Origin of the sequence: Shewanella colwelliana ATCC 39565 (assembly GCF_000518705.1) — a bacterium.
Classification (GTDB): domain Bacteria; phylum Pseudomonadota; class Gammaproteobacteria; order Enterobacterales; family Shewanellaceae; genus Shewanella; species Shewanella colwelliana.
Genome location: NZ_JAEC01000018.1, coordinates 57598 through 83623 on the forward strand (window position 1 = coordinate 57598; position 26026 = coordinate 83623).

General features: G+C 43.5%; 24 protein-coding genes and 1 pseudogene. 11 read left to right on the forward strand and 14 right to left on the reverse strand.

Going from position 1 to position 26026, the window contains the following annotated elements:
- Positions 1 to 7 precede the first annotated feature (7 nt).
- Positions 8 to 610, reverse strand: coding sequence for a tRNA-uridine aminocarboxypropyltransferase (locus L876_RS0109760; protein ID WP_028763639.1), 603 nt, complete (start codon positions 608 to 610; stop codon positions 8 to 10).
- A gap of 255 nt (positions 611 to 865) precedes the next feature.
- Here L876_RS0109760 and L876_RS0109765 point away from each other — a divergent pair, with 255 nt between their 5' ends.
- On the forward strand, positions 866 to 1843 hold the full coding sequence (locus L876_RS0109765; RefSeq protein WP_028763640.1) for a hypothetical protein: 978 nt from the start codon (positions 866 to 868) through the stop codon (positions 1841 to 1843).
- Positions 1844 to 1929: 86 nt separating this feature from the next.
- Here L876_RS0109765 and L876_RS0109770 read toward each other — a convergent pair whose 3' ends face one another.
- Complete coding sequence (locus tag L876_RS0109770; protein ID WP_028763641.1) at positions 1930 to 3132, reverse strand: multidrug effflux MFS transporter; 1203 nt, start codon at positions 3130 to 3132, stop codon at positions 1930 to 1932.
- 118 nt (positions 3133 to 3250) lie between these two features.
- Between L876_RS0109770 and L876_RS0109775 the strand changes: the two genes are divergently transcribed.
- Positions 3251 to 4231 carry a LysR substrate-binding domain-containing protein gene (locus tag L876_RS0109775; RefSeq protein ID WP_028763642.1) on the forward strand — a complete coding sequence of 327 codons (981 nt, stop codon included), beginning with the start codon at positions 3251 to 3253 and terminating at the stop codon, positions 4229 to 4231.
- Positions 4232 to 4383: 152 nt separating this feature from the next.
- On the forward strand, positions 4384 to 4731 hold the full coding sequence (locus tag L876_RS0109780) for a hypothetical protein (RefSeq protein WP_028763643.1): 348 nt from the start codon (positions 4384 to 4386) through the stop codon (positions 4729 to 4731).
- Here the strand turns inward: L876_RS0109780 and L876_RS0109785 are convergent.
- The 3 genes from L876_RS0109785 to L876_RS0109795 all read right to left on the reverse strand — a co-directional run bounded on the left by L876_RS0109785 (position 4721) and on the right by L876_RS0109795 (position 8299).
- Positions 4721 to 6001 carry a hypothetical protein gene (locus tag L876_RS0109785; protein WP_248674563.1) on the reverse strand — a complete coding sequence of 427 codons (1281 nt, stop codon included), beginning with the start codon at positions 5999 to 6001 and terminating at the stop codon, positions 4721 to 4723. The genes L876_RS0109780 and L876_RS0109785 overlap by 11 nt on opposite strands.
- A gap of 69 nt (positions 6002 to 6070) precedes the next feature.
- Complete coding sequence (locus tag L876_RS0109790; RefSeq protein WP_028763645.1) at positions 6071 to 7495, reverse strand: DUF4145 domain-containing protein; 1425 nt, start codon at positions 7493 to 7495, stop codon at positions 6071 to 6073.
- A gap of 90 nt (positions 7496 to 7585) precedes the next feature.
- Entirely contained in the window at positions 7586 to 8299 is a 714-nt protein-coding gene (locus L876_RS0109795) for a hypothetical protein (RefSeq protein WP_028763646.1), read from the reverse strand.
- A gap of 164 nt (positions 8300 to 8463) precedes the next feature.
- Between L876_RS0109795 and L876_RS0109800 the strand changes: the two genes are divergently transcribed.
- Both L876_RS0109800 and L876_RS0109805 read left to right on the forward strand, forming a co-directional pair.
- Positions 8464 to 8982, forward strand: coding sequence for a DUF2780 domain-containing protein (locus L876_RS0109800; RefSeq protein ID WP_028763647.1), 519 nt, complete (start codon positions 8464 to 8466; stop codon positions 8980 to 8982).
- A 95-nt stretch (positions 8983 to 9077) separates the two neighbouring features.
- Positions 9078 to 9533 carry a tellurite resistance TerB family protein gene (locus L876_RS0109805; RefSeq protein WP_028763648.1) on the forward strand — a complete coding sequence of 152 codons (456 nt, stop codon included), beginning with the start codon at positions 9078 to 9080 and terminating at the stop codon, positions 9531 to 9533.
- Between the two features lie 15 nt (positions 9534 to 9548).
- On the opposite strand, the gene L876_RS0109810 is transcribed toward L876_RS0109805, so the two are convergent.
- Positions 9549 to 10265 carry a methyltransferase domain-containing protein gene (locus L876_RS0109810; protein ID WP_081730675.1) on the reverse strand — a complete coding sequence of 239 codons (717 nt, stop codon included), beginning with the start codon at positions 10263 to 10265 and terminating at the stop codon, positions 9549 to 9551.
- 273 nt (positions 10266 to 10538) lie between these two features.
- Between L876_RS0109810 and L876_RS0109815 the strand changes: the two genes are divergently transcribed.
- The gene (locus tag L876_RS0109815) at positions 10539 to 11150 is read left to right on the forward strand and encodes an energy transducer TonB (RefSeq protein WP_028763650.1); all 612 of its coding nucleotides are present in this window, start codon (positions 10539 to 10541) and stop codon (positions 11148 to 11150) included.
- 38 nt (positions 11151 to 11188) lie between these two features.
- Here L876_RS0109815 and yjeH read toward each other — a convergent pair whose 3' ends face one another.
- Positions 11189 to 12451: an L-methionine/branched-chain amino acid transporter gene (yjeH, locus tag L876_RS0109820; RefSeq protein WP_028763651.1), complete on the reverse strand. Its 1263-nt coding sequence runs from the start codon at positions 12449 to 12451 to the stop codon at positions 11189 to 11191.
- A 164-nt stretch (positions 12452 to 12615) separates the two neighbouring features.
- On the opposite strand from yjeH, the gene L876_RS0109825 reads away from it, so the two are divergent.
- Positions 12616 to 13047, forward strand: a complete 432-nt coding sequence (locus L876_RS0109825; RefSeq protein WP_028763652.1) for an Lrp/AsnC family transcriptional regulator — start codon at positions 12616 to 12618, stop codon at positions 13045 to 13047.
- On the opposite strand, the gene L876_RS21500 is transcribed toward L876_RS0109825, so the two are convergent.
- From L876_RS21500 to L876_RS0109860, 7 genes are all read right to left on the reverse strand, one after another.
- Complete coding sequence (locus L876_RS21500) at positions 13044 to 13508, reverse strand: hypothetical protein (protein ID WP_051413061.1); 465 nt, start codon at positions 13506 to 13508, stop codon at positions 13044 to 13046. The genes L876_RS0109825 and L876_RS21500 overlap by 4 nt on opposite strands.
- Positions 13509 to 13518: 10 nt before the next feature.
- Positions 13519 to 14160, reverse strand: coding sequence for a TorD/DmsD family molecular chaperone (locus L876_RS21505; protein ID WP_051413062.1), 642 nt, complete (start codon positions 14158 to 14160; stop codon positions 13519 to 13521).
- A 49-nt stretch (positions 14161 to 14209) separates the two neighbouring features.
- On the reverse strand, positions 14210 to 14878 hold the full coding sequence (locus L876_RS0109840; RefSeq protein WP_028763653.1) for a DMSO/selenate family reductase complex B subunit: 669 nt from the start codon (positions 14876 to 14878) through the stop codon (positions 14210 to 14212).
- 12 nt (positions 14879 to 14890) lie between these two features.
- Positions 14891 to 17443, reverse strand: a complete 2553-nt coding sequence (locus tag L876_RS0109845) for a DMSO/selenate family reductase complex A subunit (protein WP_028763654.1) — start codon at positions 17441 to 17443, stop codon at positions 14891 to 14893.
- A gap of 26 nt (positions 17444 to 17469) precedes the next feature.
- Complete coding sequence (locus L876_RS0109850) at positions 17470 to 19437, reverse strand: MtrB/PioB family decaheme-associated outer membrane protein (RefSeq protein WP_028763655.1); 1968 nt, start codon at positions 19435 to 19437, stop codon at positions 17470 to 17472.
- 14 nt (positions 19438 to 19451) lie between these two features.
- Positions 19452 to 20399, reverse strand: a complete 948-nt coding sequence (locus L876_RS0109855; RefSeq protein WP_428829719.1) for a DmsE family decaheme c-type cytochrome — start codon at positions 20397 to 20399, stop codon at positions 19452 to 19454.
- Between the two features lie 298 nt (positions 20400 to 20697).
- On the reverse strand, positions 20698 to 21639 hold the full coding sequence (locus L876_RS0109860) for a LysR family transcriptional regulator (protein WP_156029399.1): 942 nt from the start codon (positions 21637 to 21639) through the stop codon (positions 20698 to 20700).
- 321 nt (positions 21640 to 21960) lie between these two features.
- Between L876_RS0109860 and L876_RS0109865 the strand changes: the two are divergent.
- From L876_RS0109865 to menC, 4 genes and pseudogenes are all read left to right on the forward strand, one after another.
- Positions 21961 to 22383: pseudogene (locus tag L876_RS0109865) on the forward strand (Lrp/AsnC family transcriptional regulator); the annotation flags it as partial.
- A gap of 116 nt (positions 22384 to 22499) precedes the next feature.
- Entirely contained in the window at positions 22500 to 24203 is a 1704-nt protein-coding gene (gene menD / locus L876_RS0109870; protein ID WP_028763659.1) for a 2-succinyl-5-enolpyruvyl-6-hydroxy-3-cyclohexene-1-carboxylic-acid synthase, read from the forward strand.
- The gene (gene menH / locus L876_RS0109875; RefSeq protein WP_245686951.1) at positions 24185 to 24985 is read left to right on the forward strand and encodes a 2-succinyl-6-hydroxy-2,4-cyclohexadiene-1-carboxylate synthase; all 801 of its coding nucleotides are present in this window, start codon (positions 24185 to 24187) and stop codon (positions 24983 to 24985) included. Before menD ends, menH begins: the two co-directional genes overlap by 19 nt.
- Positions 24982 to 26025: an o-succinylbenzoate synthase gene (menC, locus tag L876_RS0109880; RefSeq protein ID WP_028763661.1), complete on the forward strand. Its 1044-nt coding sequence runs from the start codon at positions 24982 to 24984 to the stop codon at positions 26023 to 26025. Before menH ends, menC begins: the two co-directional genes overlap by 4 nt.
- Position 26026 lies beyond the last annotated feature (1 nt).

The following is a 26026-nucleotide window of genomic DNA, read 5'->3' on the forward strand; positions in this document are numbered from 1 at the left end:
ACAAAAGCTATTTTGAACCCTTGTATCGTGCTCTGACCGATGCGGGCATAGCCTGTAGGCGTTGCTCAACTAATGCGGCCAATGCATCCGTTAACGGCGCAACGTCTGTACTTGGCTCTACCGCTTTAATCGCCATGGCTGTCGCTTCCAATGTCGACAGACTGTCCTCACGTTTCGCCTTGCGGATGGTGTAATGGGAGGCCTCTGTCAAATCCAGATGCACTGCTGGGTAATCTAATAACCACGGATTAAGTTGCAGTAATTTGTACGCCTTGCGCCATGTTCCATCAAGCAACAATAAGATCACGTTATCAGATGTCGTCTGGGTCGATAAGGATTGACTTTGCTCGCTAGGGTAGAGCAGGAAAATGGCCTTATTAGTGCTGGCTAATTGCTCACGCAGCGCCGAAAAGTCAGCGGCGGTCTCTCCCACAACGACCTGTAGGTTAGGCAGTACCGAACGCATCAATTTGACACTGTTTTTGGCGTGATTCACCTCAGTCGGATCTTGTAAAACGATGACCTCTACCTCGGTTGACATCCGGCGCAGCTTGGCACACAAGCAGGCGTTAGCAGCGTATAAACATTGAGGGCAATTTGGACGACTCACGGCGTTAATCTGGGTTACCAATAGTTAGTCCTATTGTATAACCATTCCTAAACTAAATCAGCCGCGATGCAAACAAGCTTTTGCCCCACTTAAAATGCAACATTATCCTTACATTTATTATCATATATGGTACATTTCTGTCGCTAGGATAGCGAGAGGTCAGCAATTGATACTCACAACCAGGAAGGCCAATCATCAAGATTCAATTTCTGTCGCTGCCTATTGCCTCTCTCATACAAGGAAGAAGAAACTACAATGAAAAAGAATCTATGCACCCTGTCAATACTGCTCGGTATTAGCAGCTTTCAACTGGTCGCCGCTGAAGCAACCAGCAACACCTTTCAACATGACGCCAATGTGAATTTTGGTACACACAGTGAGGATTTTGGTGATGGCATTTGGAGCTTAGATTATCGCTTTTATTTTACCCCTGTCGATGCACAAAAAGGGCCCTATGCACTAGCAGGCTTTCTTGCTCAACACAGCAATATTGGCGCTATGGTGGCGCAGCCTAACACTTACAACAATACAACTATGTATGCCATAGATGGGGCTTATGTGTTGCCCTCTAACTGGTTTATCGGCGCCAACTATCGATACACGGATGTTGACAACAAATGGGATAATATAAGCACCACCGAAGGTGATAATAAAGGCTATGGCGCGACAATAGGTTATTACTTTAACGAGGCTTCAGAAGTTGCCTTCATCTACGACAATAATGGCAGCTCAAGCTGGAATAGTGAAGAATGGCCACAAGAAATCACGATAGCCAATGACTACGATGAAACCCTGTATGGTGCCCATATTCGTACGTTTATTGCGATGCAAAGCTTCTCAGGACTCGATCTAAAAGCCAGCTATAATCGTATTGAGCGACAAGGTGAATACATTTCCACTCTCAATAATCTTACGAATGCCTCTTACAACTTTGAATCTACCTCAAATCAACTCAATCTAACTGCAGACTGGTATATCAATCCAGCCTGGTCAGTTGGTGCTAGCTACCTGTGGCATGATTTTGATGGCAGTACTCACTATATTTCCAATAACACAAGCGATGAAAGCAATCGTGGCAGCAGCGATAATATCTTCGCCCTTTCGACAAGTTACTGGTGGCAAATATCAGACACTTTTGCGGCTAAATTCTCAGCCGCGAAGCAATTTGGCTTAAACAATGATAGTGGCGATGATGGCATATTTATCGGCATCTCGGCTAACGCGCGCTTCTAAATTAACACAAAAAAGCCTGCACTATGGTCAAACAGTGCAGGCTAAAAGGGTATTAGGCTTCAGATAACTGGGCGTCATCCATATAATTAATGTGCATGCTGCTCTTGATGCCAGCCATCAAAGCGGCTCATGGCCATCATCGCCAGCAAGATAATGGCTAAGCTGCCCATTACCACAGCAATTGCATAAGGTGCGGCCAAATCGGTCTGCTGAATAAGCCCTGCAAGCAAGGATGCGCCACTCATCTGAATAAAACCTAACATGGCCGTTGCTGTACCTGCTCGCTCACCAAATGCCGACAGAGCCATGCTGGTTGCTGGACCGAGTAACAAGGCAAAGCCCACACACAACAACATCATAGGCAGCATAAAGCTAAAGGCAGCGGCTAAGCCTGTTTGTGGCCCCACCAATTGAACCACCACTTCTAATATCGCCGACACAAGTAGCGCAACAAGCGCGACAATCACCGTTGGACGGTTGCCCAGACGAGCGATGATCACGGGCGCAGCAAAACAAGCAATAATATTGACCACAGCATTGAGGCCAAAAAGTCCACTAAAAGTCAGCTCCGATACACCTATGTTTTCAATCAACCAAACTGGCGCATAAGAGACATAGCTAAGAATCGATGCCATACCTGCCATACAAGCAAAAGCGTAGAATAGGAAATGCGGCTCAACCAAAACAGGTTTATAGCGCGACCAGCGATACAGAGGTCCAGTTGTCACCGTATTAGCGGGACGGGTTTCGGGTAACCGATAGCCCACAATCACCATAATTACGATAGCGTATAGCATCATAAACACAAAGGTCGAGCGCCAGCCAAACTGCAACGCCAATAAGCCACCTAATGTCGGCGCTAACGCCGGGATCACGCAAATAACGCCATTAAGATAGCTGTAGTAACGCGCCCCCTCTTTAGGCGTAAAACAATCTCGCACTGCACTAAACACCACAATCGAGGTTGAACAAGCCGCCAACCCTTGCAGTACGCGGGCGATTTGCAGCCAATGAAACTCCATAGCCACCGCAGCCAAAATACTACTGGCGATATAAAGCAGTATGCCGCCCATTGCGATGGGACGACGACCATAACGATCGGCCAGAGGGCCAATCAAAATTTGACCCACACCCATTGCAAACAAGAACAGCACTAAGGTCGATTGCACATCACTCGCTGACACAGCAAACTCTGCCGCCATGGTTGGCATAGAGGGCAGATAGATATCGATTGCTAGTGGGCTAAGCACCACCATCATCATCAGGATAGGTAACAGATTTCGACGCATGGGTTCTCTTTATATTATTTGTATTGGGCGGTATGACGATAACGGCTATTGTAATAGACACCTGTTATGAATAGAAATGGTATAATGTCACAAGCGAATTTCCATATAGGAATATCTTATGAATCTCGACAATCTTGCCCGCATCGACCTCAACCTGCTAGTCATGTTACAAGTTTTGCTAGAGGAGCGCAGTGTCACCCGTGCAGCGAGCCGTTTGCACGTCAGCCAGTCCGCTTTAAGTAAAAGTTTGAATCGTCTACGCGACACCCTTGGCGACCCCCTGTTTATTCGCACCACCCATGGGTTAAAGCCCACCGCGCATGCTGTCCAACTCAGTGCTCAACTTCCCAATATGCTGCAGGGGCTCTATCAATTGACCCAGCCTCCTAGCTTTGTTCCAGCTAGCAGTACACGTCAATTTTCGTTTTCAATGGTAGAAAGTGCCTATGAAACCTTAATTCCCTATTTTATTGGGCCGCTACTTAACAACGCGCCCAATTTGCGTCTGGACTCCTATTTGTGGATGGAGAAGTCGCTTCCCGCCTTGCAGCAAGGACAGATAGATTTTGGAATCACTGGCCGAGACTTAAATCCACAATCAGATTTAATCATAGACCGTCTGCCCGAAGGCATCGCCCATCAAACCCTATTCAAAGATCATCAGGTGTGTTTGGTACGTGATGACCACCCTATTTTGGCAGCGATCAATGGCGGACGCTGGGATTTAGAAACCTATTTAGAGATGTCGCACGTACAAGTGAGATGTGAAGGCAACGAATGGTGGGCATTAGACTATCATCTAGCCAATTTGGGGCATAGACGCCGCTTAAGCACCACAGTCCCAGATTTTTATGGTGCCGCCAGTGTTTGCGCTCATAGCGATCTGATTTTTACCCTGCCATCAAGCTTTGCGGGCCATGCTCAGAAGTTATACCCCTTAATAGAGCTACCGCTGCCGATGGCGTTTTCTCCGTTAGCGTATGTCCTGCTGTGGCATGAAAGGAACAACGATGAACCTGGGCATAAGTGGATAAGAGAGACGATCTGTAAGAGTGTCGCGCAAGCTTTTAATCAGCAAGATGGCTATGGTTCAGCCTAGGTTAATGTTACATCGGCTATCATAGTTACCACTGACCCCCTTTAAGGGACGAGACATTCAGTTACAGTTTCAGGCGAAGATTAACCTAAATTAACGTGATCTCCGTCGCCAGAATGTGCAGAATCGAATCAGTCCCTAACCTTGGAGAAACTATGATTTATCATCAATTTCAGCAAACGCCTTTCCAGCATAGATTCTCTGGCACACGCGGCTGGTTAGCCTTTGTGATAGGGTTAGTTGTGATGACATTGGTCTTGCTAGCGCTGCCTTTCGTTATCCTTATCGGCGCGTTGAGCTTTATCACCTTGAGTCTATTTGGTCGCGTATTTTTAAAGCGTCAGTTGGCTAAATTTCGTCAACAAACTCAAGCACAAAATGGCTTTCAACATCATGCAGAACCGACTGCCGCCGATGGTCACTCTATTTTTGACCGTCAAGCCCCATTCAAAAGTACCAGCAACCGACCAGGGCGTACTTTCGAACATAATCCTAACGAGTAAACCCTGACGCCGTGCGAGGCCTTTTCAACAAGGCCTCAAAACGCTGCCATCGCCTTTTTGAATCAGGCTCCTTCTCAACCCATTCCCTCACGCAATCTTCGCCATAGTTATAGTTGATCACATAGCTGCGATTACTGCGGTAAAAAGCGACGCGCTGCTTTGCCTTTGAGTCGGTATATAAGCCGAATTCCACTAACATTTCTGCCGCGCGAACATCGTCTATCTCGCCATCGGTCAACTGTTGGCAAACCAAATTATCCAAATAAGCTAGCTGCTTATATAACGTCATTATTTGATAATATTGAACAATATCACCTTCTATTCCCGCCAGAGGCATCAACACATCTCGCTCATACTCAAGCCGTTCTTGCTGCGACATCAGCAGGCTCAAACCATAATTGGCGCTACCTTCAGAGAGAAAAGAGATAGGGCTATAGAGAGGATAGATAGCATATTCCAACCAACCACGGCCACTGACTAAATCACGCTCTTGCAGCAGATTGAATACATGGTGGCCCGGATAACCTTCATGACTCGCCAACTCTAACGCGCGCTCTAAATACAATGGTTGATCTTGGTTGAGCTCAATCAAACTGCTGCAACTGCCTTGGTACCAGTTGTAGGCGGTCCAGACCTTATCGGTGACGTATTCAATACTAAAACGTTCATTCTCAGGCAGATCAATATGCATCGCCGTCAATGCTCTGGCTCGCTCGACTGCGGCACTAAATACCGCTGCAACGCGCTCTGATGGCACAATAAACTGCTGTCGATACGCCGTAAAACGAGCAGTTAAGTCGCCATCACCTGGCACCAATTTAGCCAACTGATCGCGGCATTCGATAAACCTGTCTAAAGTATATTTAGGTGCCCGAACATCATAAAGCCCTAGAGATTCCTCTGTAAAACTTAACGGCTCACCGCTAAGGCTACGCAAGAAAACTGCAACTGAATCAAGTTGCTTAGCAAGAAAAGAGACACGTTCAGACAAGGTGTGGCTCAGCGGCATGGTACTGATACGGCCAAGCTCAACACACAATGATTGGCACGTTTCGCGCAGTTGTGGCAGAGGCTGTAAACTGAGCCCTTGCCGCCACGTTTCTGGGCCATAATAGGCATCGACATAAAGCGGCTGATGAAGCCCAACATTTAGCACTAAAGTGACATATTGTTGAGCAAGGTTATCGATCTGACTATTGCGTACCACACAGTGATGGCTGCAATCATACTGCTGACAAATCGGACAATTAATAAAGGTGACTAATGACAAAATGACTCCAGGAAATCATAAGATGACGGAGTAACTTACCCTACATTGTATATTGCATGCAAACATAGCTTAACATTTCGGTTCTGCTAATATCTCTTGTGCTTTGTGCAAAGCGAGCCGTTCATCTGAAGCATCTGTCATCTGTAATACTTTCTCAACTTGCTCCGCTAGCGATCGCCATAGTGGCGTAATCACTGCGGCTTCACGCTCGTCGGCGCGCTCTCTGGCCATCTTAAGCAGGGTTGCAGAGCCAACCACATCAATCCGCCCCAAAATGCCATCAGCCAAAGCGATACTTAGCTCTATCATTGCCGGAACGCTATGACCATACTTAACCACTTCACGCAGATAACGCTCTGCCACACTAAAGTCATTGCCTAACGCATTTTCATTATTCAACATCTGTTGCGCACGATTGAGCATGGCATCGAGCTGCCCCTGCTCCGCGGCTTCTGCCATCCATTGTTCGCTCGCTAAGGCATCAGCTTGGCAACCTTCCCCGCGCGCTAACATTAAGGCCAAATGGTACTGCGCATGAGGAAATCCCGCTTGCGCTGCGCTCGATATATAATGGTAGGCTTGGCCGTAGTCAGCTTGCTGATAGTAAAGCACACCCAAGTTTGCCATCGCCTCTGACTGCTCTAATCTTGCTGCTGCTTGCAAATAGTGCAGCGCTTCAACTTGGTTAACCTCTATATATGCACCACCCACTAAGTAGAAATAACCCAATAAGGCCATCGCATTGGCCACACCCGCCTTTGCCGCGCTTATGATATGGGTTTCACCCGCTGCCACATCGGCTTCGCCGCTGTAGCCATGAATTAAACTAACACCATGCTCATACAGGGCATCGGGCAGATGTTCGGCAGCCTGTTCGAACCAATGCGCTGCTTGACGAAAGCTTTCATCGCTACGGTTGACTGATTGCACGCCATCCTGTTTTTCTGCCAAGGCTTGCTCTTGCTCTCGCTGCATCAAGGCACGGGTTTTCAGCGACATGCCAACTAGATATTGAGCCTGAGCATCATGTTCCATCACGGCACGATAGCAAAGATCTCTACCCGCAAATGAATCAAAAGGCTCAAACATATAAGATGGAGTGTCAGCCCCCTGCATTAGCGGATAAAGGTCATCAACCAGCTTGAGTAATCGCTCAATAGCGCGTTCAGCTAAGGTTTGTAATGCATCAGCGGTGAGGTGATATTTTTCAGGGTGGGCACCACGGTTGCCGTCGCCACGCAAACGATGCAAAGCACGGGTGGTCCTCACATTAATGATTCGCTGGGCGTTTAACGCCTCGATACGGTCATAAAGATTTGGGCTATCGAACACCACGCCGTTGGCCTGCGCTAAGGCATCCGTTAACTTATGAGTAAAGCTTCGGATATGCAGCAATGCCTGAGTCGGCACGTCGCGAACATAGCTTTTGGCGATGCGATAATCTTCACCGAGATCCGTTGAAAATTGGCAGACAAACTCAATATCGGTCAGCACAATACAGACTCCGTAAAAAGAAAATGAGGGCCTATTTAGGCCCTATGGGTACAACTTGTGCCCACCATTTTTAAATGTGGGCAGTGGGTATTAAACCTGCTCATCCACTGTTGGACGTGACACCATATAGAGACGAAATAGTGCAACGTTCACAAAGAGACCAAAGAAGGCAACGGCAACTTCGACAACCAGCATCAGCGGTAAGCCGACCGATTGTGCAAGTTGAGACAGTGTGCCACCAATCAAAGACAGTGGAATATAAAGCATCAACACCAACAGTGTTTTAAAGGCAATGGGGCCACTAAACTTAAAACTACCTTTAATCGCTGCCAGCGGCGTTAAACGTTCAACAACCACCATAAAGTTAACGTAAGCCAAACGCGCAAACACATAGATGCTCATCACTAAACCAATTAACCATAGCGGCCCGAAAGCGGCAAACAGCATCACGGGCGCTAGAATCGCTAGGCCTGAAAAGACCCCTGCTAGCAATAAACCAGGTACAAAGTTAAGACTGGTTTTAAGGATCATCCCCGCTGACGGTTCATGGCCGTGAGATCTGACCTCCATAAACAGCGTCAATGAGGCAATAAGCAGAGAAAAAACCAACAGCAATACCATCATGGCAACCATGTGTGGTGCGCCAAATTGCGGATTTTCTAAATCTGCATTGTTGATTTCCATCCCTAACCATAGCTGGATCCCAACTTGTATGAACAAAATAGGAACAGTTAAAATTGCTAACTGGCTAATATGATTGCGAAAGAAGTTATATGCTTCGGTCAAAATCGCTGACAATGACATGTGCCTTTCCATTAGATAAGTTTAAATAACACAGTAAGTCCGACAGGATACCGAAATTTGAGTTTTAATGCACAACACATGTCTAAAAATAGATACAAAATTTGCACACATATAAGCTAGAATGACGTTCAAAATTGGATGTTGTAACCATAGGATGGCAAATAATGAAATTATCCGCTGCTTTAACCTTACTTTTCACCACACTCTTACTTAATGCACCTTTGAATGCTGGTTGGTTTGATGACCTCACCAAGAAAGAGGAAACACAAACTCAAACCACGCAAACCGAGAATAATGATCTCGTGGGCAATGTGATGTCACAACTCGGTCTTAACCAAGGCCAAGCAGAAGGTGGCCTAGGTAGTTTACTGACGCTAGCCAAATCGACCTTAGGCAGTGATAGTTTTGGGCCAATCGCCAGTGCGATTCCTGGCATAGACACCTTATTGGGAGCAGCACCTGCATTAGATACTGATTCCGGCATGTCTGGATTACTGTCTAAAACTGGCGACTTAGGCTCATCGTTACAAGGCGGCGCACAAGTATACGATTCGTTTGAAAAGCTGGGGATTTCAAAAGAACTCGCCAAGCCTATGGTGGATATCGTTAAAGGGTATCTCGATGCCAATGCAGGCGAAGGCACTACAGATCTACTGATGCAAGGCTTAGGTGCAATCCTTTAATCAGAGATGAAAAAGAGTTCATCTTTCCCTGAAGAGATGAACTCTTTAGCGCTATCAGGCTCTAACCAATATTGAACGAAATAAGAGGTTACCCTATGATCGCAAAACTAAAGCAGTTTTTAACATCACATGCACAAGCGGTAACGCCTGAAGAGAAAGCCAAACACCTTAAACTGGCAGCAGTCAGTTTACTGCTAGAAGTCGTTTACGCTGATCAAACACTTAATGATGAAGAAGCCAGCTTATTACCTGATCTACTCACCTCTGCATTAGCACTCACGCTAACCGAAGCGCAAGCATTAATCGATGAAGCCAAATCGATACAAGGTAATGCCACTTCTCTCTATGAATTCACCAATGAAATTAATGAACAGTGCACCATAGAGCAGAAGCAAAAACTGATCTTAGCAATGTGGAAGTTGGCCTATGCCGATGGGCAGCTTTGTCGCTATGAAGATCAAATCATTCGCCGTACCGCAGAATTACTCTACCTTAAACACAGCGAATTGATTCAAATGAGAAATGCGGCAATTAACGCCCTAGGTGAATAACTGGTAGCGATGGATTTAAATTTTTGGACGCCTAAATTTAAGCACGTAACGATTTGTCTTTCCTTTAACCGACTGATCAAAAGCTGACACAAGCATCGCATCATCTGGGTTTTCCAATACCGCCAAACTCCCAACCCACTCAAACCCAGCCACCAGCATGCTGCGCATTACGTGTTCTTTTGCTAGTCGATGCAATGATTGTGCAGTATCGACAGTGCTCCCCTTCGGCGCATCATGATCAATAATCGCTACTAAGCCGCCTGGTTTCACACTCGCAAACAGGTGGGCCAGCAATCGTTCACTGTTTATCCTAGGCCAGCCAGGTTCTTGGTAAAACATGTCATGAAAACCTAAGATGAAAAAGATACGATCGAAGCTGCTAGGCGCTAAAGTTAAATCATCAGCTTCACTGATGAGCAACTCGACATTATCCATGCGCGTCGCATAATCCCGCTCCAATAACTCCTGTTTGGCATAAGGCAAATAAGCCTGATTATTATGCACCACGACACTACCTTCCTCGCCTACGACTCGAGCCAGCAGCTCACTGTAGTAACCACCTCCAGAAAATAGATCCAGCACTCGCTGACCAGGTGCGACGTCAAAGAAAGTGAGCACGGCCTGTGGATGTCGAGTGCTATCTCGCAACAGATCACGAGCAAGCCGATCTTCCGCACTAATCGCTGCAACGATAGCTGACTCTGGCAACTGTGCATAGCTTGGTGCAGCCATGGTACTCCCTCCAACAACACAGATTAAAACAGCCCAAAAATGCCTCATTATCACGCTCCAATATACCAATTTCGACTTAGGATAGCGCCAAAATGTAAACGCCAGGTTATGAAGATGTAAGTTAATATATCTCAATTTCGCTAATATTGATTTTTTATTAGCCAACGCTAAAAAACAGTGATAACTCTAATAGGGTGTTTTCATATTTGCTTACAAAGTAGTCAAGTTTATCTCGCTATTTTTAAGGCAAGTACATAATGTAAGGATACGATTATGAAACCAACTTCACTGATAAAAAGAACCACTATTGCCCTATTTGGTGCAGTGATCACCCTGTCATTATTTGCCTTTATGGCGAAGCTCATTGACACAGAGCACCCACAACAAACCTATGCCATTGCAATGCCAGACATCGATCTGAGCTTCACGCCCAAAGAGACTGAAGTGGTTGAAAAAGTGGTCGAGATAAAACCTCACGACCCTATCGTCGTTCCACCAATCCGGCGCAGCGAGCCAGCCAGTGAAAACAATGGCTTTAATGTCATTCCGGTAGAGATGCCACGACTTGATACTCCGTCACGCAACTACAACCGCGGCAATGATAATTCTGATGCCTATCCAATGATTCAAGTCTCTCCACAATATCCCGTATCTGCGGCCCAAGACGGTAAAGAGGGTTACGTAGTCGTCGGTTTCGACATCTCCCGTACGGGCAGAGTAGAGAACATCAAAATTATCCAAGCTAAGCCTAAGCGCATTTTTAATCGTGCGGCAATTGAAGCGGTAAAGAAGTGGAAATACAAACCAAAATTTGAAAATGGTGAAGCCGTCCACCAGCCCAATCAGCAGGTACAATTGGATTTCAAGATAGACCAACAGATCTAACACCTAAAAAAATGCCCACTTGTTAGTGGGCATTTTTTTTAGGTGTTAATCAAGCTGACTTGCTTGCGCGTATGATGGGTCTTTTGCCACCACAGTAACGGGGCCAGTATCACAACCAGACTTAAGGCATAAAGCATGCTTGCACCTAATGCGATAGCCATCATGGCACAAAACAACACTCCACAAACGACCAGAGGCAAATAGCGCTTACTGAGCAACTTGGCGGCGGCCATCATAGAAGCGAAGTAGATGATGACAAATACACCATTGGTCCAAGCTATCAAATGCTCTAGCTCTTGACCTGATAGATAAGTTAATACAATCACACAGGCCATGACACTTAGCACAGATACCAGTGCACGAACTGGCACCTGATGTTCATTGCGCTGGTCGAAATAACGCGGCAACACACCTTCGCGGCTAAAGCTCCAGATTAGTCTTGCCACACTGGCGGTATACACATTGACTGTTGAGAGGCCACCCGCTATCCCCAACACACCAATGATCTGCGCACCATAACCACCAAGTAGTCGATCAAAGGCAGCGACCATTGCCAATCCATCAGTGGGTGGAACAAACAATAGCAACACAGTGCAAGCCACATAAACCAAGCCGACCAGCACGGTTCCCAGTATCATGACAAACTGAATATCATCTTTTGGGCGTTTAAAATCATGTATCAAATAAGTCATCGCTTCAATTCCCAAGAAGCTCCAGAAAGCAATGCTCATCGATTTCAATATATTTGAGCCTTCCACCTCAAATGATGAAAACCTCATAACATCAACACTATGTACTTCAATATTACTAAGCATTAGCATGACTACCGAAACGATCGCTATAGTTAACGAAAACTGAATCGCAGCAGACGATTGCATCCCCTTTAGGTTTAATACTAAAAGTAGTATCAAAACTAGTAATTCTAAGATTAACTCTTGTAAATCTGTAATAAGCACTAAAGAGTTTACAAATTTAAACGTCATCATTATCGCAGCTGGTGCGCATATAGGAATAACCAGTAAGAAAACCAATCCAGTGGTCCGTCCCATCACTTGTCCAAATGCCTTTTCCACAAAGAATGCTGAACCCGCGGCATGCTTATGGGAGGAGCTCTTGGCTAATAACGCAAAAACTGATGCAACTGGAATCATGGCGAATGTTAGCAACACCCATGCATAAAACGCATCATCCCCTCCAAGAGAAATGGTCATCTCTGGTAAAATAAACACCCCAGTGCCTAGCAAGGTCGTAACCATTAACCCAACACCTTGCCAACGGCTAATAGTTCCATAAATATGCATAGTGATAATTTCATTGGTGATTTAGATGTTTACGATTATAATTATAGAGTTGGAAACATACTGCCATAATGCACATGTTATTTGGTATTTCCGCCTACGATTTACCTTAAAAATGGAGTATCCCCGACATTATGACGGCAGTACTTAATACGGAAGCATTTAACTTGGATAAATTCGACAAAGCTATTATTGCATCCTTAAGAAAAGATGCACGAAAAAGCATTTCTAGTATTTCTGATGAAGTAAACCTATCAAGGAGTGCAGTATCTGAAAGAATCAAGCGATTAGAAAATTCAGGTATTATTCGTGGCTATCAAGTTCTACTCAGTGAATCTCAAAAAGAAGGAGTAGCAGCCTACTTTGAAATTCAACATAAGTGCCCTAAAAGTGCAGACATTGTTCACATATTCCAAGAAATAAATGAAGTAGTCACATGCAGAGGGGTTAGTGGCGAAATGGATTTATTGGTTTACGTTAAAACGAACTCGATGAAAAGGCTACATGAGATACATGAGTTCATTGAGGGACAAAACGATATTACTACAATAACAACCCACATTGTTATGAGCGAATGGATCAATAACCTAGCGAACTAGGTTATCATATTAGAGTTACGTGAACGATAGTTTGTATTTATAACTGTGTATTCTGAGAAAATCTTCTTCATCAGATGGTAAATTTTGAGGCTATACTCATCATTTTTTAACTCAACCTGATGTATTTCACACCATTGCATCGCAACACTGATAACCAGGTGCTCTGCTTGGCTTAAATTACCACGTGTTAAAACCCGAATAAAAATCAAACGCACAGATTCAAACAAGCAATTTGCAATGATATTTGACGGCAATACACTTTCATCATCTTCATCTATATTTAACCATACAGGGTTTCCTTCTGAAAAAACCAATGCAGACATCACATTGGTAACTGTATTTAAATTCGTGGCACCATCAAAGCACTCCAAAATTCCAACATGTTGAGAAAAACTCAAGTACAATCTATTTGACAATATGGATTTACTCCACTGTAAACTTAAAGACTGAACAAAGCTCATTACTCTTCACCTATACATATATTTTTCTATCAATTACACTTAGTGGCATGACCTTATATAAATCAATCAAGTATGACTGAGTAAGCAGACTAACTGCCTTATAGAAGTCAGTACATGAATGAGTCTCAACTTTTTTTAGAAAGTTATTAATCCAAGGAAGAAAGTGATATTCTAGAAAAGTCACACATGATTCATATAACCTCCCTCCTTCACGATGCATCTCGAAGAAGAACTTAGATAGTACTAGCATCATCAATCCAACATGATCGATAGGATCATTTGACTCAACACTAACCTCTATACCATTAACTTTATAGAAAAACATAAGTTCCAAAGTAGATTCATCATTAATTAATTGAGATGGAGATAAATATACAGAGCCCCAAGGTGGCGCTATTGGCTCACCAATCCCTACAAATAATCTTGTGAAATCTAATTTAATATCTATAGGCTCTGCTAGTGTAGAGCAACCTGCCAAATATCTATTAGCAGTATCAATAGCTTTCAACGCTAAGCCATCGGAGCTAGGCCACAATGAAAAAACTTCTTCCTCCTTAAGATTACGAATAAAATCCTTCTCAGGGTATTTAGTTAACAAAATATGTAACACATGAGCTTGAGCACCTAGTAAATTAAAGTCTGCAATATTCATGAAAACTCCTCTAGATAGAAGGGAGAGATAACTCTCCCTTCTAATATATTTAAACCTCGTTAGGGTTTAAAACTTTGCCGCCAATGGCTGCTAACGGATTAGACTTGATGATCAAATTGGGTTGCGTCAGTCCTTCCGGAGGTAGCGGCGACACATGCTTATCACCGCCATCATATTTCTCTCGCAATACTTCCATGTCATCAAAATCCAACGCCCTCATAGGGCAAGACTCTACACATACAGGCTTAAGCCCCAACTCAATCCTGTCATAACAACCGTCGCATTTAGTCATCACCTTACGCTCAATATCCATCTGAGGCGCATCATATGGACATGACTTTGCACAACTCTCACACCCTATACAGAGTTCTGACGCAATATGAACGAATCCATCTTTTTCACGTTTATGCATAGCACCTGTAGGGCAACTTTTAACGCAGGCAGGCTCTGAACAATGATTGCAACCAATAGAGGTGTAATAGGCATAAACATCTTGCTCAAAACAACCATCCTTATCTAAACTCCAAGTCCCCCCGCCATATTCATACACTCGGCGCCAAGTTACCCCTTTTAATTCCGGCACTCCTTGACTACTGTAATCCATCTTACGCAATAGATTACTTTGTCGATCTTTACAAGCTACATGGCAAGCTTTACAGCCGGTGCACTTAGTGGTGTCGACATAAAAACCATATTGTTTCTGTATTGAACTAGTCATTATATTTCTCCATTAAGCCTTTGTTATCTGCACGCGGTTAGTATGCTGAGGATTACCTTTAGCCAATGGGCTCGGTTGATAACGAGTTAACGTATTAAGGCAACCGCCAACATCAATCGATGTACCATGCTTGTCCTTCTTCGATGAATCAGGCTTATACCATGCACCTTGACCAAGTGCTGTTGTGCCAATTGCTATTCGAGGTGTAACTTTTACTGGGACTTCGATTGTGCCCTCGGAGCTCGTCACATGTACTTTATCTCCCCCCATTAACCCACGCTCTTCCGCATCGATAGGGTTCATCCAAATGGCATCTTCAACAGCTTCTCTTAACCAAGGAACATTGTGATAACTGGAGTGTGTCCGACCTTTAGTGTGGTATCCAAACAATTGAAGTGGGTACTCTGCAGCCAATGCCTCATCTTCATAGCCGCCCCAGCAGGCTTGATACTTTGGAAGAGAATCGATAGTGTTACCAGGTATAGTTTCATCCAGAACATATTCGGCTGATTTATACGCCAGCTCTGTTGAATACATCTCAAATAGGCCAGACGCTGTATTAGCCGCAGTTGATGGACAGAGCCTTACATCTTGTTGAAAATGCTTAAATACACCAGCCTTTTTCCCTTCCTCCCAGGTTTCAGACATTCTGAATCCTGCAGGGCCTCGGTCATTGTTGTACCAAACCGCATCATCTTCATAATTTTTGATAACCCAATCATCGGCGGTCTTACCTTTAGTAAATCCCTCTTTCCAACCCAATTTATCCGCAAACATGGCGGCAATGTCATACATTGACTTGGTATCAAACAATGGCTTCATTGACGTTGACATGGCTGTTAGCTGAGAGGTTAATCCGGCAGCATAACTGGCCGTAACAACATCATTTTTCTCCAGCCAGGTAGAATCAGGTAAGATGTAGTCGGCAAACATGGCTGAAGCCGTCATCCAACAATCACTGACCACAATAAGCTCGCATAAGGACTCATCTTCTAGAGTGGCTTTGGTGCCATTGCAATCTGAGTGCTGATTGATTAACGCATTGCCATTAAAGTTGAAAATGGCTTTAATATTGGACCCCCATGGTTCATCCAATTGTCTCTTGCCCCAACCGCCATAACTGATACCATCTTTACGTGGTGTCATCTCTTTGCCACGACGAATCGCCTCTTCCCATGAATAAAAAGACATGTAGCCTTTTTGCGGGTTCGCAGCATAACCGGTACGATTTCCATAGGTTGTAATTCTGCCAGATGCTTGGGGAAGTGCACCATTACTCACCCCTGGTTGACCAATTTTCCCCGTTAACATTGCAAGTGCATAACCTGCGCGCATATGCTGCTCACCATTTGCTTGCCGGTTTATTCCTGCGCCAACCACAATGTACGGTGCTTTAGCCGCCATCAAATTGCGAGCGACACTTTTTATTTTAGTAACACTGATCCCACAGATTTTAGCGGCCCATTCTGGCGTTCGCGGTCCATCTGATTGGAACTTGCCTTCACCCAGAATATAATCTTTATAATTATCTTCAGGCTTGATATATGGAAGATACAACTCTTCGTCTCCTCCAAGGTCAATACTTCCGTCCGCAAGGCCAGCAGTCCATTTTGCTTTTAGCTTAGCAATAGAGGCATAGTCATAACCTAGGACGTGACTATCCAACCACGCTTTCGAGTTTGCATCGACCCAACCTGAGCTGATCATCTCGTAAGCCAACGCTTCCATAAATGCAGCATCAGTCCCTGGGCGAATAGGCAACCATTCACTCTCTTTACCAAGCATAGAGTCGGTATAACGTGGATCGACCATGATGGTTTTAAGGTTGGTATTGTTCTTCAACGCGACTAAAAAATCATACCCTCCCCCCGAGCCACTCTGCCTCATCTCACTTGGGTTATAGGCAAAGCTCAAAAATAGGTCACTGTCTTTTAGCGTAGTTAGGTTTGATCCGGAAGTGCTCCCCATGCCCGTTAACCTTGACACATAGCCCTGTTGTGCCCAAGAGTAGCTGCCATAAGTATTTATGACGCCGCCATATTTGTTTAAAACGGTTTTCATTGAGCCACTTGAGTGGACATTATAGTAAGCACCTGATGCGTAGTGCATTAATACTGATCTTGGCCCGTAATCCGCTTGAACTTGTACCAGCTTCTCATGAATTTCATCGATTGCTTGTTCCCAACTAATGTTGATAAATTTACCTTCACCGCGTTTACCGACTCGCTTCATCGGTGACTTTAAACGGTCTGATGAATAGGTACGTTGCTTTAGTGAACGTCCACGAGCACAGGCACGAATTTGATGATTTCCGTATTTATCGTCACCCTCATTGTCTGTTTCTACCCGAGTAATAATGCCATCACGGGTAAATACTCTTACAGGGCAGTTTGAACCACAATTGACTAAACATGATGACCAGTTCATCACCTCTTCAGAAACCGGTGGTTGCGGTTCGATTGGTGGCTTTTCTGGTTGAGTATCATCTGAACTAGTTTTACAGGCTGTAATCGTTGCCGCACAGCTTAGAGCCGCGCTTGCTTTTAAAAAACTTCTACGTTCCATAGTATTTTCCTCTTGCAGATTTCGGTCTAATCCAACTGATAGGTAAACGACAACATGACTTGGTGAGCGTTATAGTCATGATTAATATCACCCAAAGTAACAAGGCCCGGAATAGCATTAACTCCAACAATAGATGGATCAGTATCGAAATAGCGTTCATAGCGATAACTTATTTTGACTGCCATATCTGCAGAGAACTTATAATCTGCAAATACCTTAGCACTATGGCTATAACTAAAGTAATCATCATAGGGAATATATTCATCCGCGGTTAAATATGTCTCGCTAATTGAATTACTAAACTGATAATCAGCGCCTAATCTTAATTTCCCCTGCATAAGGCCAAAATAATTAACACCAACCCCAAAATTAATGAACTCATCTTCTATATCAGCCATCCAATTTGGACTTGAATAATCATCACTACCATATTGAGTAGACTCAATCCATTGCTGAGATGAAAAACCATACAGATTAAAATACTTACTAAGTTGAGCACTAACATTTAAATCATAACCAAAGTCTTTCGCCTCTTTTAAACCTATCGATGTTTCTTCATATTGAGAATTCGCATATCTAGTGGAAAAATCAACATTCAGCCAATCAGCCGGAGCATAATATGCCTGCAATTTAAACTCATTTCTCGTTCTATTTGACAAGTAGAACTTTCGCATAAGAGGATTTTCTTCATATGAAGTCATTTTATTTGACCCATACTCCGAACCATCACGATTACTATGTTCTGCATTCAATTTTACGGTAAGTACATCTAGTGCACGAAGATTTAACTTCATCCATAAAGTGTCTTCAACGTTTTCTTCTCGATCACTATGGCTACGTTCAATCTCATCGTGCTCTAAACCTGCTTGCAATCCATAAGTCTTTGAAATTTTATATGAAGTATGGATTTCTGATGTGGTTTTTGAAATATCTTGAGGTCGATTCTGCCTAAATTGGCCAGATAAATGATTAAAGCTATATTGCGGAAAGCTTTCAATAACGCTTTTATTATCTCGATCACTGTAGTCAATACTCCCACCAACACGCCAACGACGGTTAATCATTGAGTTCACAGCAATACGTGCATCCAGAGTGTCAACTTCACCTTCCCAATACTCTAGCGGATTACCCTTTACCTGAATTAGATCATCATCTTGTAGTATCCGACCTATAGCCGCATACCCACTCAAAGTTGTGGCATTTAAACGATAATTACTTGCTAGTGTAAAACGATGAGCACGACTATCAGGTGACTTAGCGAGTACACCACCTAAACTAGGATAATACTGGTCTCTAACACCATTATTATAAAAGTTACCATTGTAGCTTATTTCTGAATTCCAACTCCCATTATTAAAACTAACGCCTAGATCCCATTGTTGTGTTGTTGATTTAATGTCATTAGCAATATTATTCACAGTTGGGAGTAACACACTACCCTTAGACTTACCTGATTTTTTTTCACCGCTATAACGAATAAAGCTATCAAATACACCAATTTTTTTATCGAAAGAAACCACTGCTTTATTACGCTTTACACCTAATTCCGTTACATTATCATCAATGAGATATTCATCACCTAGTAACTTTGCGTTATAAGTTTCAATTGATGAATAGTCTAGACTGAAATCATAATCATCGTACTTCCGAATACTGGCAATTAGATAGCTATTATCAAAACCGAGCTGGTGAGCTTTAATTGAACTATAATAACCATCCTCACTTTGATAAATTACATTACCACTGATAGCACCAATTGGACCATTGTCAGCAGTACCCAATTGATTACCAGCATGAATATCATCAATACTATTTGCGTCAGATGATACGCTGACATGGCCTTGGTAAAGATCGTTATCGATACAACGCTTACATTCATACGCCGCAATATTAACGGCAGCATAATTAGCCTGTTTAACACTAAAGTCTATTGCCATTACATTGGTCGATACGACTAAAATAGATAGAGTAACTAAATTTAATTTATATAACATAGCATTGCTCTCCGTTAGCGTTGCAACATACTGCCAGCTGGGTGATTAGAACCATGAATCTGACTGTGGCAATTCATACAACCTTGTCCTGAGCCAAATACATCTTCGCCTAACTCACTCACCAATCGGCTGGCGTGGCCGTTTGGTGCGTGGCACTGCTGGCAGAGCTGTGGAGCACGACTACTCATTAGGTTTTCATTCACACTCCCATGAGGATTATGACAATTGATACAGTTTTCAGTGACTGGAGCGTGTTCCCAAAGGAAAGGACCTCTTTTCTCTGCATGGCAGCTGTAGCAAGTTTCATTAATACTGGGTTGAGAGAGAGAGCTTTCATTCATCGATCCATGTGGAGAATGACAATCAATACATGTCATTTGGTTCCACTTAAGGGGGTGTGAAGAACGCTTATTCATGTCAGCTTTTTCTTTGCTATGACAACTTGTGCATGCTTCATTTGTTGTTAACTGATCTAAAACCGGATCCGTTGCCGCATGAATAACATGACAATCACTACAAGCAATTTCTGATAAGTTGTGAGCACCGTTATGCCACGCCATTTGTTTTGAATCATTATGACAGCCTTGGCATACTGTATTCTTAGCTGCTGCGGATAGCTTGCCGTTAGAGCCAAAGCTAATCATTGGCTCCTTACCTCCTTTATTGTGTGTTCCTTGTGGGCCATGACACGCTTCACACTGCAGCCCAGCCATAGGTGAAGAGTGATTATTCATCTGGCCATGGACACCATCAAATATACTCATCACCAAAGCACTTTTCTTATGGCATGCCAAACAAGAATCTGCACCTTTTTTTGAATATTCTCCTTCATTAAATTTACTTACAAGTTTGTCCTCTAACTGCTTAGAAGTTAAATCATCCCAAGGGACTGCATGCACACTGAAGGATGTAGTGAGTATAAACACAACCCCCAATACCAACTTAGCTATTTTACGTTCCATCATCAATTCGCCTTATTTTATTTAAATGTTTAAGTTGTAAAACCGTAAACAACTCCAGCAACAACAAAATAACCAACTAAAAAAAACCAAGTAACATGAAGTTATAATAATTTGGCAAACATCAACATACTAAAGGAATTGTGATCACGTTCTAAATAATCAACTAAAAATAATTAAACACAAAAAAGCATATAGAACATACAGTTAAAGGAATACGCGTTAGCAACTTCAAAAAATGGAACTAACATCTATAATAATGAAATTTATAAAACAGAAAGTAACAGGACACATACAAAAATTAACAGAGACCCTTTAAGTACATCAGTACACCATCATCAATGTTATTGATAGGAATAGCTTTCATTTCATTATTTGAAACAAGATAACATTTTGAAAATTGAGTGAACCCTGATAATTTATCAACTTGCTCGGGAGGAATAGCTTTCACCCTTATTCCTTCATGCTTACTCATAAATTTTGCAAAGAATGTTGAATGAGAAATAGATACTGTGTATGTATTTGATATAATACCTAACAAACAATCGGCGCTATTAGTCTTAAGCTTTACATTTAGATCTAGACCTTTGTTATTACAATACATTTCAAATGGTTCTCTAACTTTACAATCACCATTATGGTTAATTGAAGCAAATGGCCTATCGGCAATACTCTCAATCGACAATCTATCCTGCCAAATAGGATTAACTTCTGAAGCAATGAGATACGCTTCTTCACAGCAATCAATCAGTTCCACTTTCAATGACTTATTCGACCTAAAAAAGGAAACACTCTCTTCATCCAAATACCCTAATGCCATACAGACACGACCGCTTAGCATATCACCATATAAATCTGATGAATTTGATTTTAGGACAATAGTGCACTGACTACTTTGCATAGATGTAAACCGTTCCAAATAGCTAAGTAAACCTTGAGCCATGAAATCAGGAGTGATAATAACAACTTCACTTCTTGATTCAGAATTATTACAACGCAAACCAGTACTCTCAATCTTATCAATCGCAGCACAAACCATAGGATATATACTCCTCGACCTTTCAGATGGAATGAAACCAGCTCGCTTTCTTATGAACAAAGTATCAGAATAAGAATCTCTCAAAATAGTTATATAACGACTAACCTTAGATGGCGACATACCGTAAATGTCTGATACAACTTTTGCACTACCACTCTCATAAAGACTTTTGAAAACATAGAGCGCCGTAATATCACAAACCATAAATCCCCCACCTTTATAAAAATGAAAAGTAACTTTACAAAATATAAAATAACAACCTAAATAACACTTTAATCAAACATATATTGATGCAGCACTTCAATTAGATATACCATCACATAAACATAAAATTTCCTGCAAGTTAGCATAGAAAAATATATGCAAGGCCAATATTTCTATATTGGCCTCACTTTCTTATCAATTATAAACATTTCAATTTTTGCAAGATGTTTTTTATCCCCTGCAAATTACCTGACTAACAACCAAAATGACTAAATAACCAGAATCCCCCGACGATTTGATTGCTCATGAGATACATCTCACAAATTCGATCAAGCTATTATCACCGCACTTCGCCAAGATGCTAGGCAAAGTATCTCCAGTATTGCTGACACAGTAAGTCTGTCACGTAGCGCCGTTTCTGAACGTATAAAAAAGCTTGAACACACAGGCATTATTCGTGGCTATCAAGTACTTTTAAGCGAATCTCAAAAAGAGGGAGTGTCAGCCTATTTTGAGATCCAGCATCGCTGTCCTCGCTGTGCCGATGTGGTACACGTGTTTCAATCCATACCTGAAGTGGTCACTTGCCGGGGTATCACCGGCGACATGGACCTGCTCGTTTATGTTCAAGCCGACTCAATGCGGCGACTGCATGAGATTCGTGAATATATCGATGCACAAACCGATATCATCAAAATAAAAACCCATGTGGTAATGAGTGAGTGGATAGATAATCGCGGCTAATGCCAAAGCTTATTTAAGCGCAATAAGCCTGCGCTCGGTAACAGTTTATGAGACCAGTTTCCCTTACTATTAAGTTCAAGATAAACTAATACAATCATTCTCTTGGCCAAGCTACTATGCAGATTGAAAAAACAGCCGAACTAAATCTCCTTTGGGGCTCGCTCATACTTGAAGAGCTAGCACGTCTGGGCGTACAGCATGTGTGTATGGCTCCAGGCTCTCGCTCTACCCCCTTAACATTGGCAGCGGCAAAGCAGACCAAGTTAAAACAGCATCTGCATTTTGATGAACGCGGCTTAGGTTTTCTGGCATTAGGATTAGCCAAAGCGAGCCTCGCGCCAGTAGCGATTATCACCACCTCTGGTACCGCTGTCGCCAATCTTTATCCTGCAATCGTAGAAGCTTGGTTAACTCATGTCCCGTTAATCGTTCTTTCAGGAGACCGGCCACCAGAACTGCTTGATTGCGGTGCCAATCAGGCCATCGTTCAGCCTGCGATATTTGGTAACTACGCTCAACAGGTAAACCTGCCCACACCCGATCAGAGTATTCGTCCAGAGGCTCTATTAACCACGCTAGACAATGCTATTGCCAATCAATCTCAACCGGTACACATCAACTGTATGTATCGCGAGCCGCTTTATCCGCAGACCATGAGCGCGGATTTTTCAGACTATTTAAGCACCTTAGGCAATTGGCAACATGTCTCACAGCCTTATACCCAATATGGCAAACCTAAGTTAGAGAGTGCGCCGACAGCCGATGCATTAGCTAGGTTTGTGCACGGCAAAGGCGTGATCGTTGCTGGCACCTTAGCAGCCCATGAAAAACCAGAGTTGATTGTCGAACTTGCACAGAAGCTCGGCTGGCCAATACTCACTGATGCACAATCACAACTGCGTCAGCACGGTGCCACCATTGGCAACATTGATCAGCTACTATTGCAACCTAAGGCCATCGCTCTACTTGATCAGGCTGATAAGGTTTTGGTGTTTGGTGGGCGGTTATTATCAAAACGACTCATGGCATTTCTTAGCGAACATAAATGGAAAAGCTACTGGCAAGTATTGCCTAGGCAACAGCGATTAGATCCAAGTCATACCACTAAGCAGGTGTGGTTAAGTTCTATCAGTGCCTTTAGTAATTTGCCATGGCCACGTTCATCGCAGGCAAACTGGTCAGTCTCCCTCACCACACTCAATGAAAGACTCGCTACGCTGTTTGAACAACAGATCGATAATGGTGAATTTGGCGAAGCCCAAGTGATACGCAGCATTGCAACACAAACTGACCAGAAACTGTTCATAGGAAATAGTTTGCCAATCAGGCTCTATGATATGTACGCACCTATCTCCAGTACTTCGGCTCAGGTTTACACCAATCGTGGAGCATCGGGAATTGATGGTCTATTGGCTACCGCCTGTGGTATCGCGGCTCACAATAAGCAGGCGACAACGCTGATTATTGGCGATATTTCTCAACTGCACGACCTGAACTCGTTAGCGATTGCAGCACAACTAACGAGTCCGTTGGTGATCGTGGTGCTCAATAATGATGGCGGCAATATCTTTAACTTACTGCCCGTTCCAGATGAGAAACTGCGCAATGACTATTATCGACTCGCCCACGGTTTTGAGTTTGGTTACGCCGCCGCTATGTTTGGTTTAGCCTATAATCAAGTTGATGACATTGTCAGTTTTAATGAGGTATACCGTGATGCCATTGCCCATCCTGGTGCATCAGTCATTGAAGTGACCGTTGCCCAAGACCAAGCCAGTACACAAATTGCCCGCCTCGCCTCATGGATAAAGCAAAGCTAATGCTTGCCGTGAGGTGTTATGGAGACTCAAACCAGCCTAACTTAGTGTTGCTGCATGGGTTTCTCGGGGACAAGGCAGATTGGCACGACTTAATGCCTAGACTGAGTCGGCATTTCCACTGTGTCTGTATCGATCTCCCTGGACACGGAGCCAGCCCTCACATCGAGCTAGTCTCTCCAGGCTTTGAACAAGTTGCACAGCTGATCCAACAAACCTTAGCAGGTATTCATATCGATAAGTTTCACTTGCTTGGCTATTCGCTAGGTGGTCGCATTGCCCTGCACCTAGCAAAACTATTTCCAGCACAATTACTCAGTGTCACGCTAGAGTCTTGCCACCCAGGTTTAACCATCGAAGCTGAAAAACATGCACGCTTACAAAGCGATCAACAATGGCATCAGCTACTAACAACTTGCCCTATTTCAACATTTCTCGCACGCTGGTATCAACAAGGGGTTTTTGCAGACTTATCGGAGGTAGCTCGAAGTAGACTTATCGAACGTCGCCAACATAATAATCCAGCCGCATTAGGCGCAATTTATTTAGCAACTTCTCTCGGTTTGCAGCAAGATTTGTCAAATATTCCTAATCAATCAGCAATAAAATGGCATTATTTTGTCGGAAAAGATGACAGTAAGTTCTCAAACTTAGCACAAGCATGGCAACAGCAAGCAAGCATCACACTGCACCACTTCGATAACGTGGGTCACAATGTGCACTTAGCTAATGGGCAAGCGTTTTGCGAACGGCTTATCCAGCAACTCATACAGGATACTCAATGAACCTTACTAGCCTAACGCTGCTGCGTTACCAGATCCCCTTGGACAAACTACTGCCAGTAGGCAAGCAAAGAATCGACACTCGCGAAGGCTTGGTATTACAGGCGACAAGTGGCGACCAACTGCATTCAGTAGAGATTGCGCCGCTGTCAGGCATTGATATCGATGGGCAAGCATTAGGTGGGTTTAGCCAAGAGAGTCTACAAGAGGTCAGTCAGTGTCTACTCGATTCGATGAACTCGCTGATAAATCAGCCAATCGATAAGTTATTAGATCTTACTGAGCAAACAAACCTTCCCTCCATGGCCTTTGGACTCAGCTTACTCCATGCCAAGCTGGAGGGGCATCTCAGCCATAGTCGGCACAATCTTCACAACTCAATTCCTTTACTCTATCGCCGCCAAGATGAACCCATTGAGTATCTAACTGAGCGAGTGAGCCAACTAGCCCCCTCTATTCATCGCGTTAAAATTAAAGTGGGTCAAACCTCAATGGAAGATGAGATCCAACTGATCCATCACGTACTTGCCATTCGCCCAGATCTTAAATTGAGACTCGACGCTAACCAAGCATTTGAGCTAGAACAGGCCATAGAGTTTTGTGCCTGCTTACCACTAGATGCCGTGGAGTATATAGAAGAGCCCTGTAAAAAAGCGACTGACAATCAACATCTGTTTAACGCTATAGGTATTCCTTACGCCTTAGACGAGAGCCTAAATGACCCCAATTATCAATTTTCGATGTTACCGGGGTTAACAGCATTAATATTAAAGCCCATGTTGATTGGCAGCATTGAACACTTGCAAGCACTTATCGATACGGCACATTCTCATGGTGTAAGAACCATCATGAGTTCTAGCCTAGAGACTAGCTTAGGCATTGATGCACTGCGAGTGTCGAGCCAAGCATTAACCCCTGACGAACCGCCAGGGCTCGATACCTTGTCCGCCTTTAATTGCGATCTGATTGTCAGCAGCGGTAAAGTACGCTGTTTGAGCGCTGAAGAGTTGACCTTGCTCAGCCATCTTGAGGCGGAGATCTAAG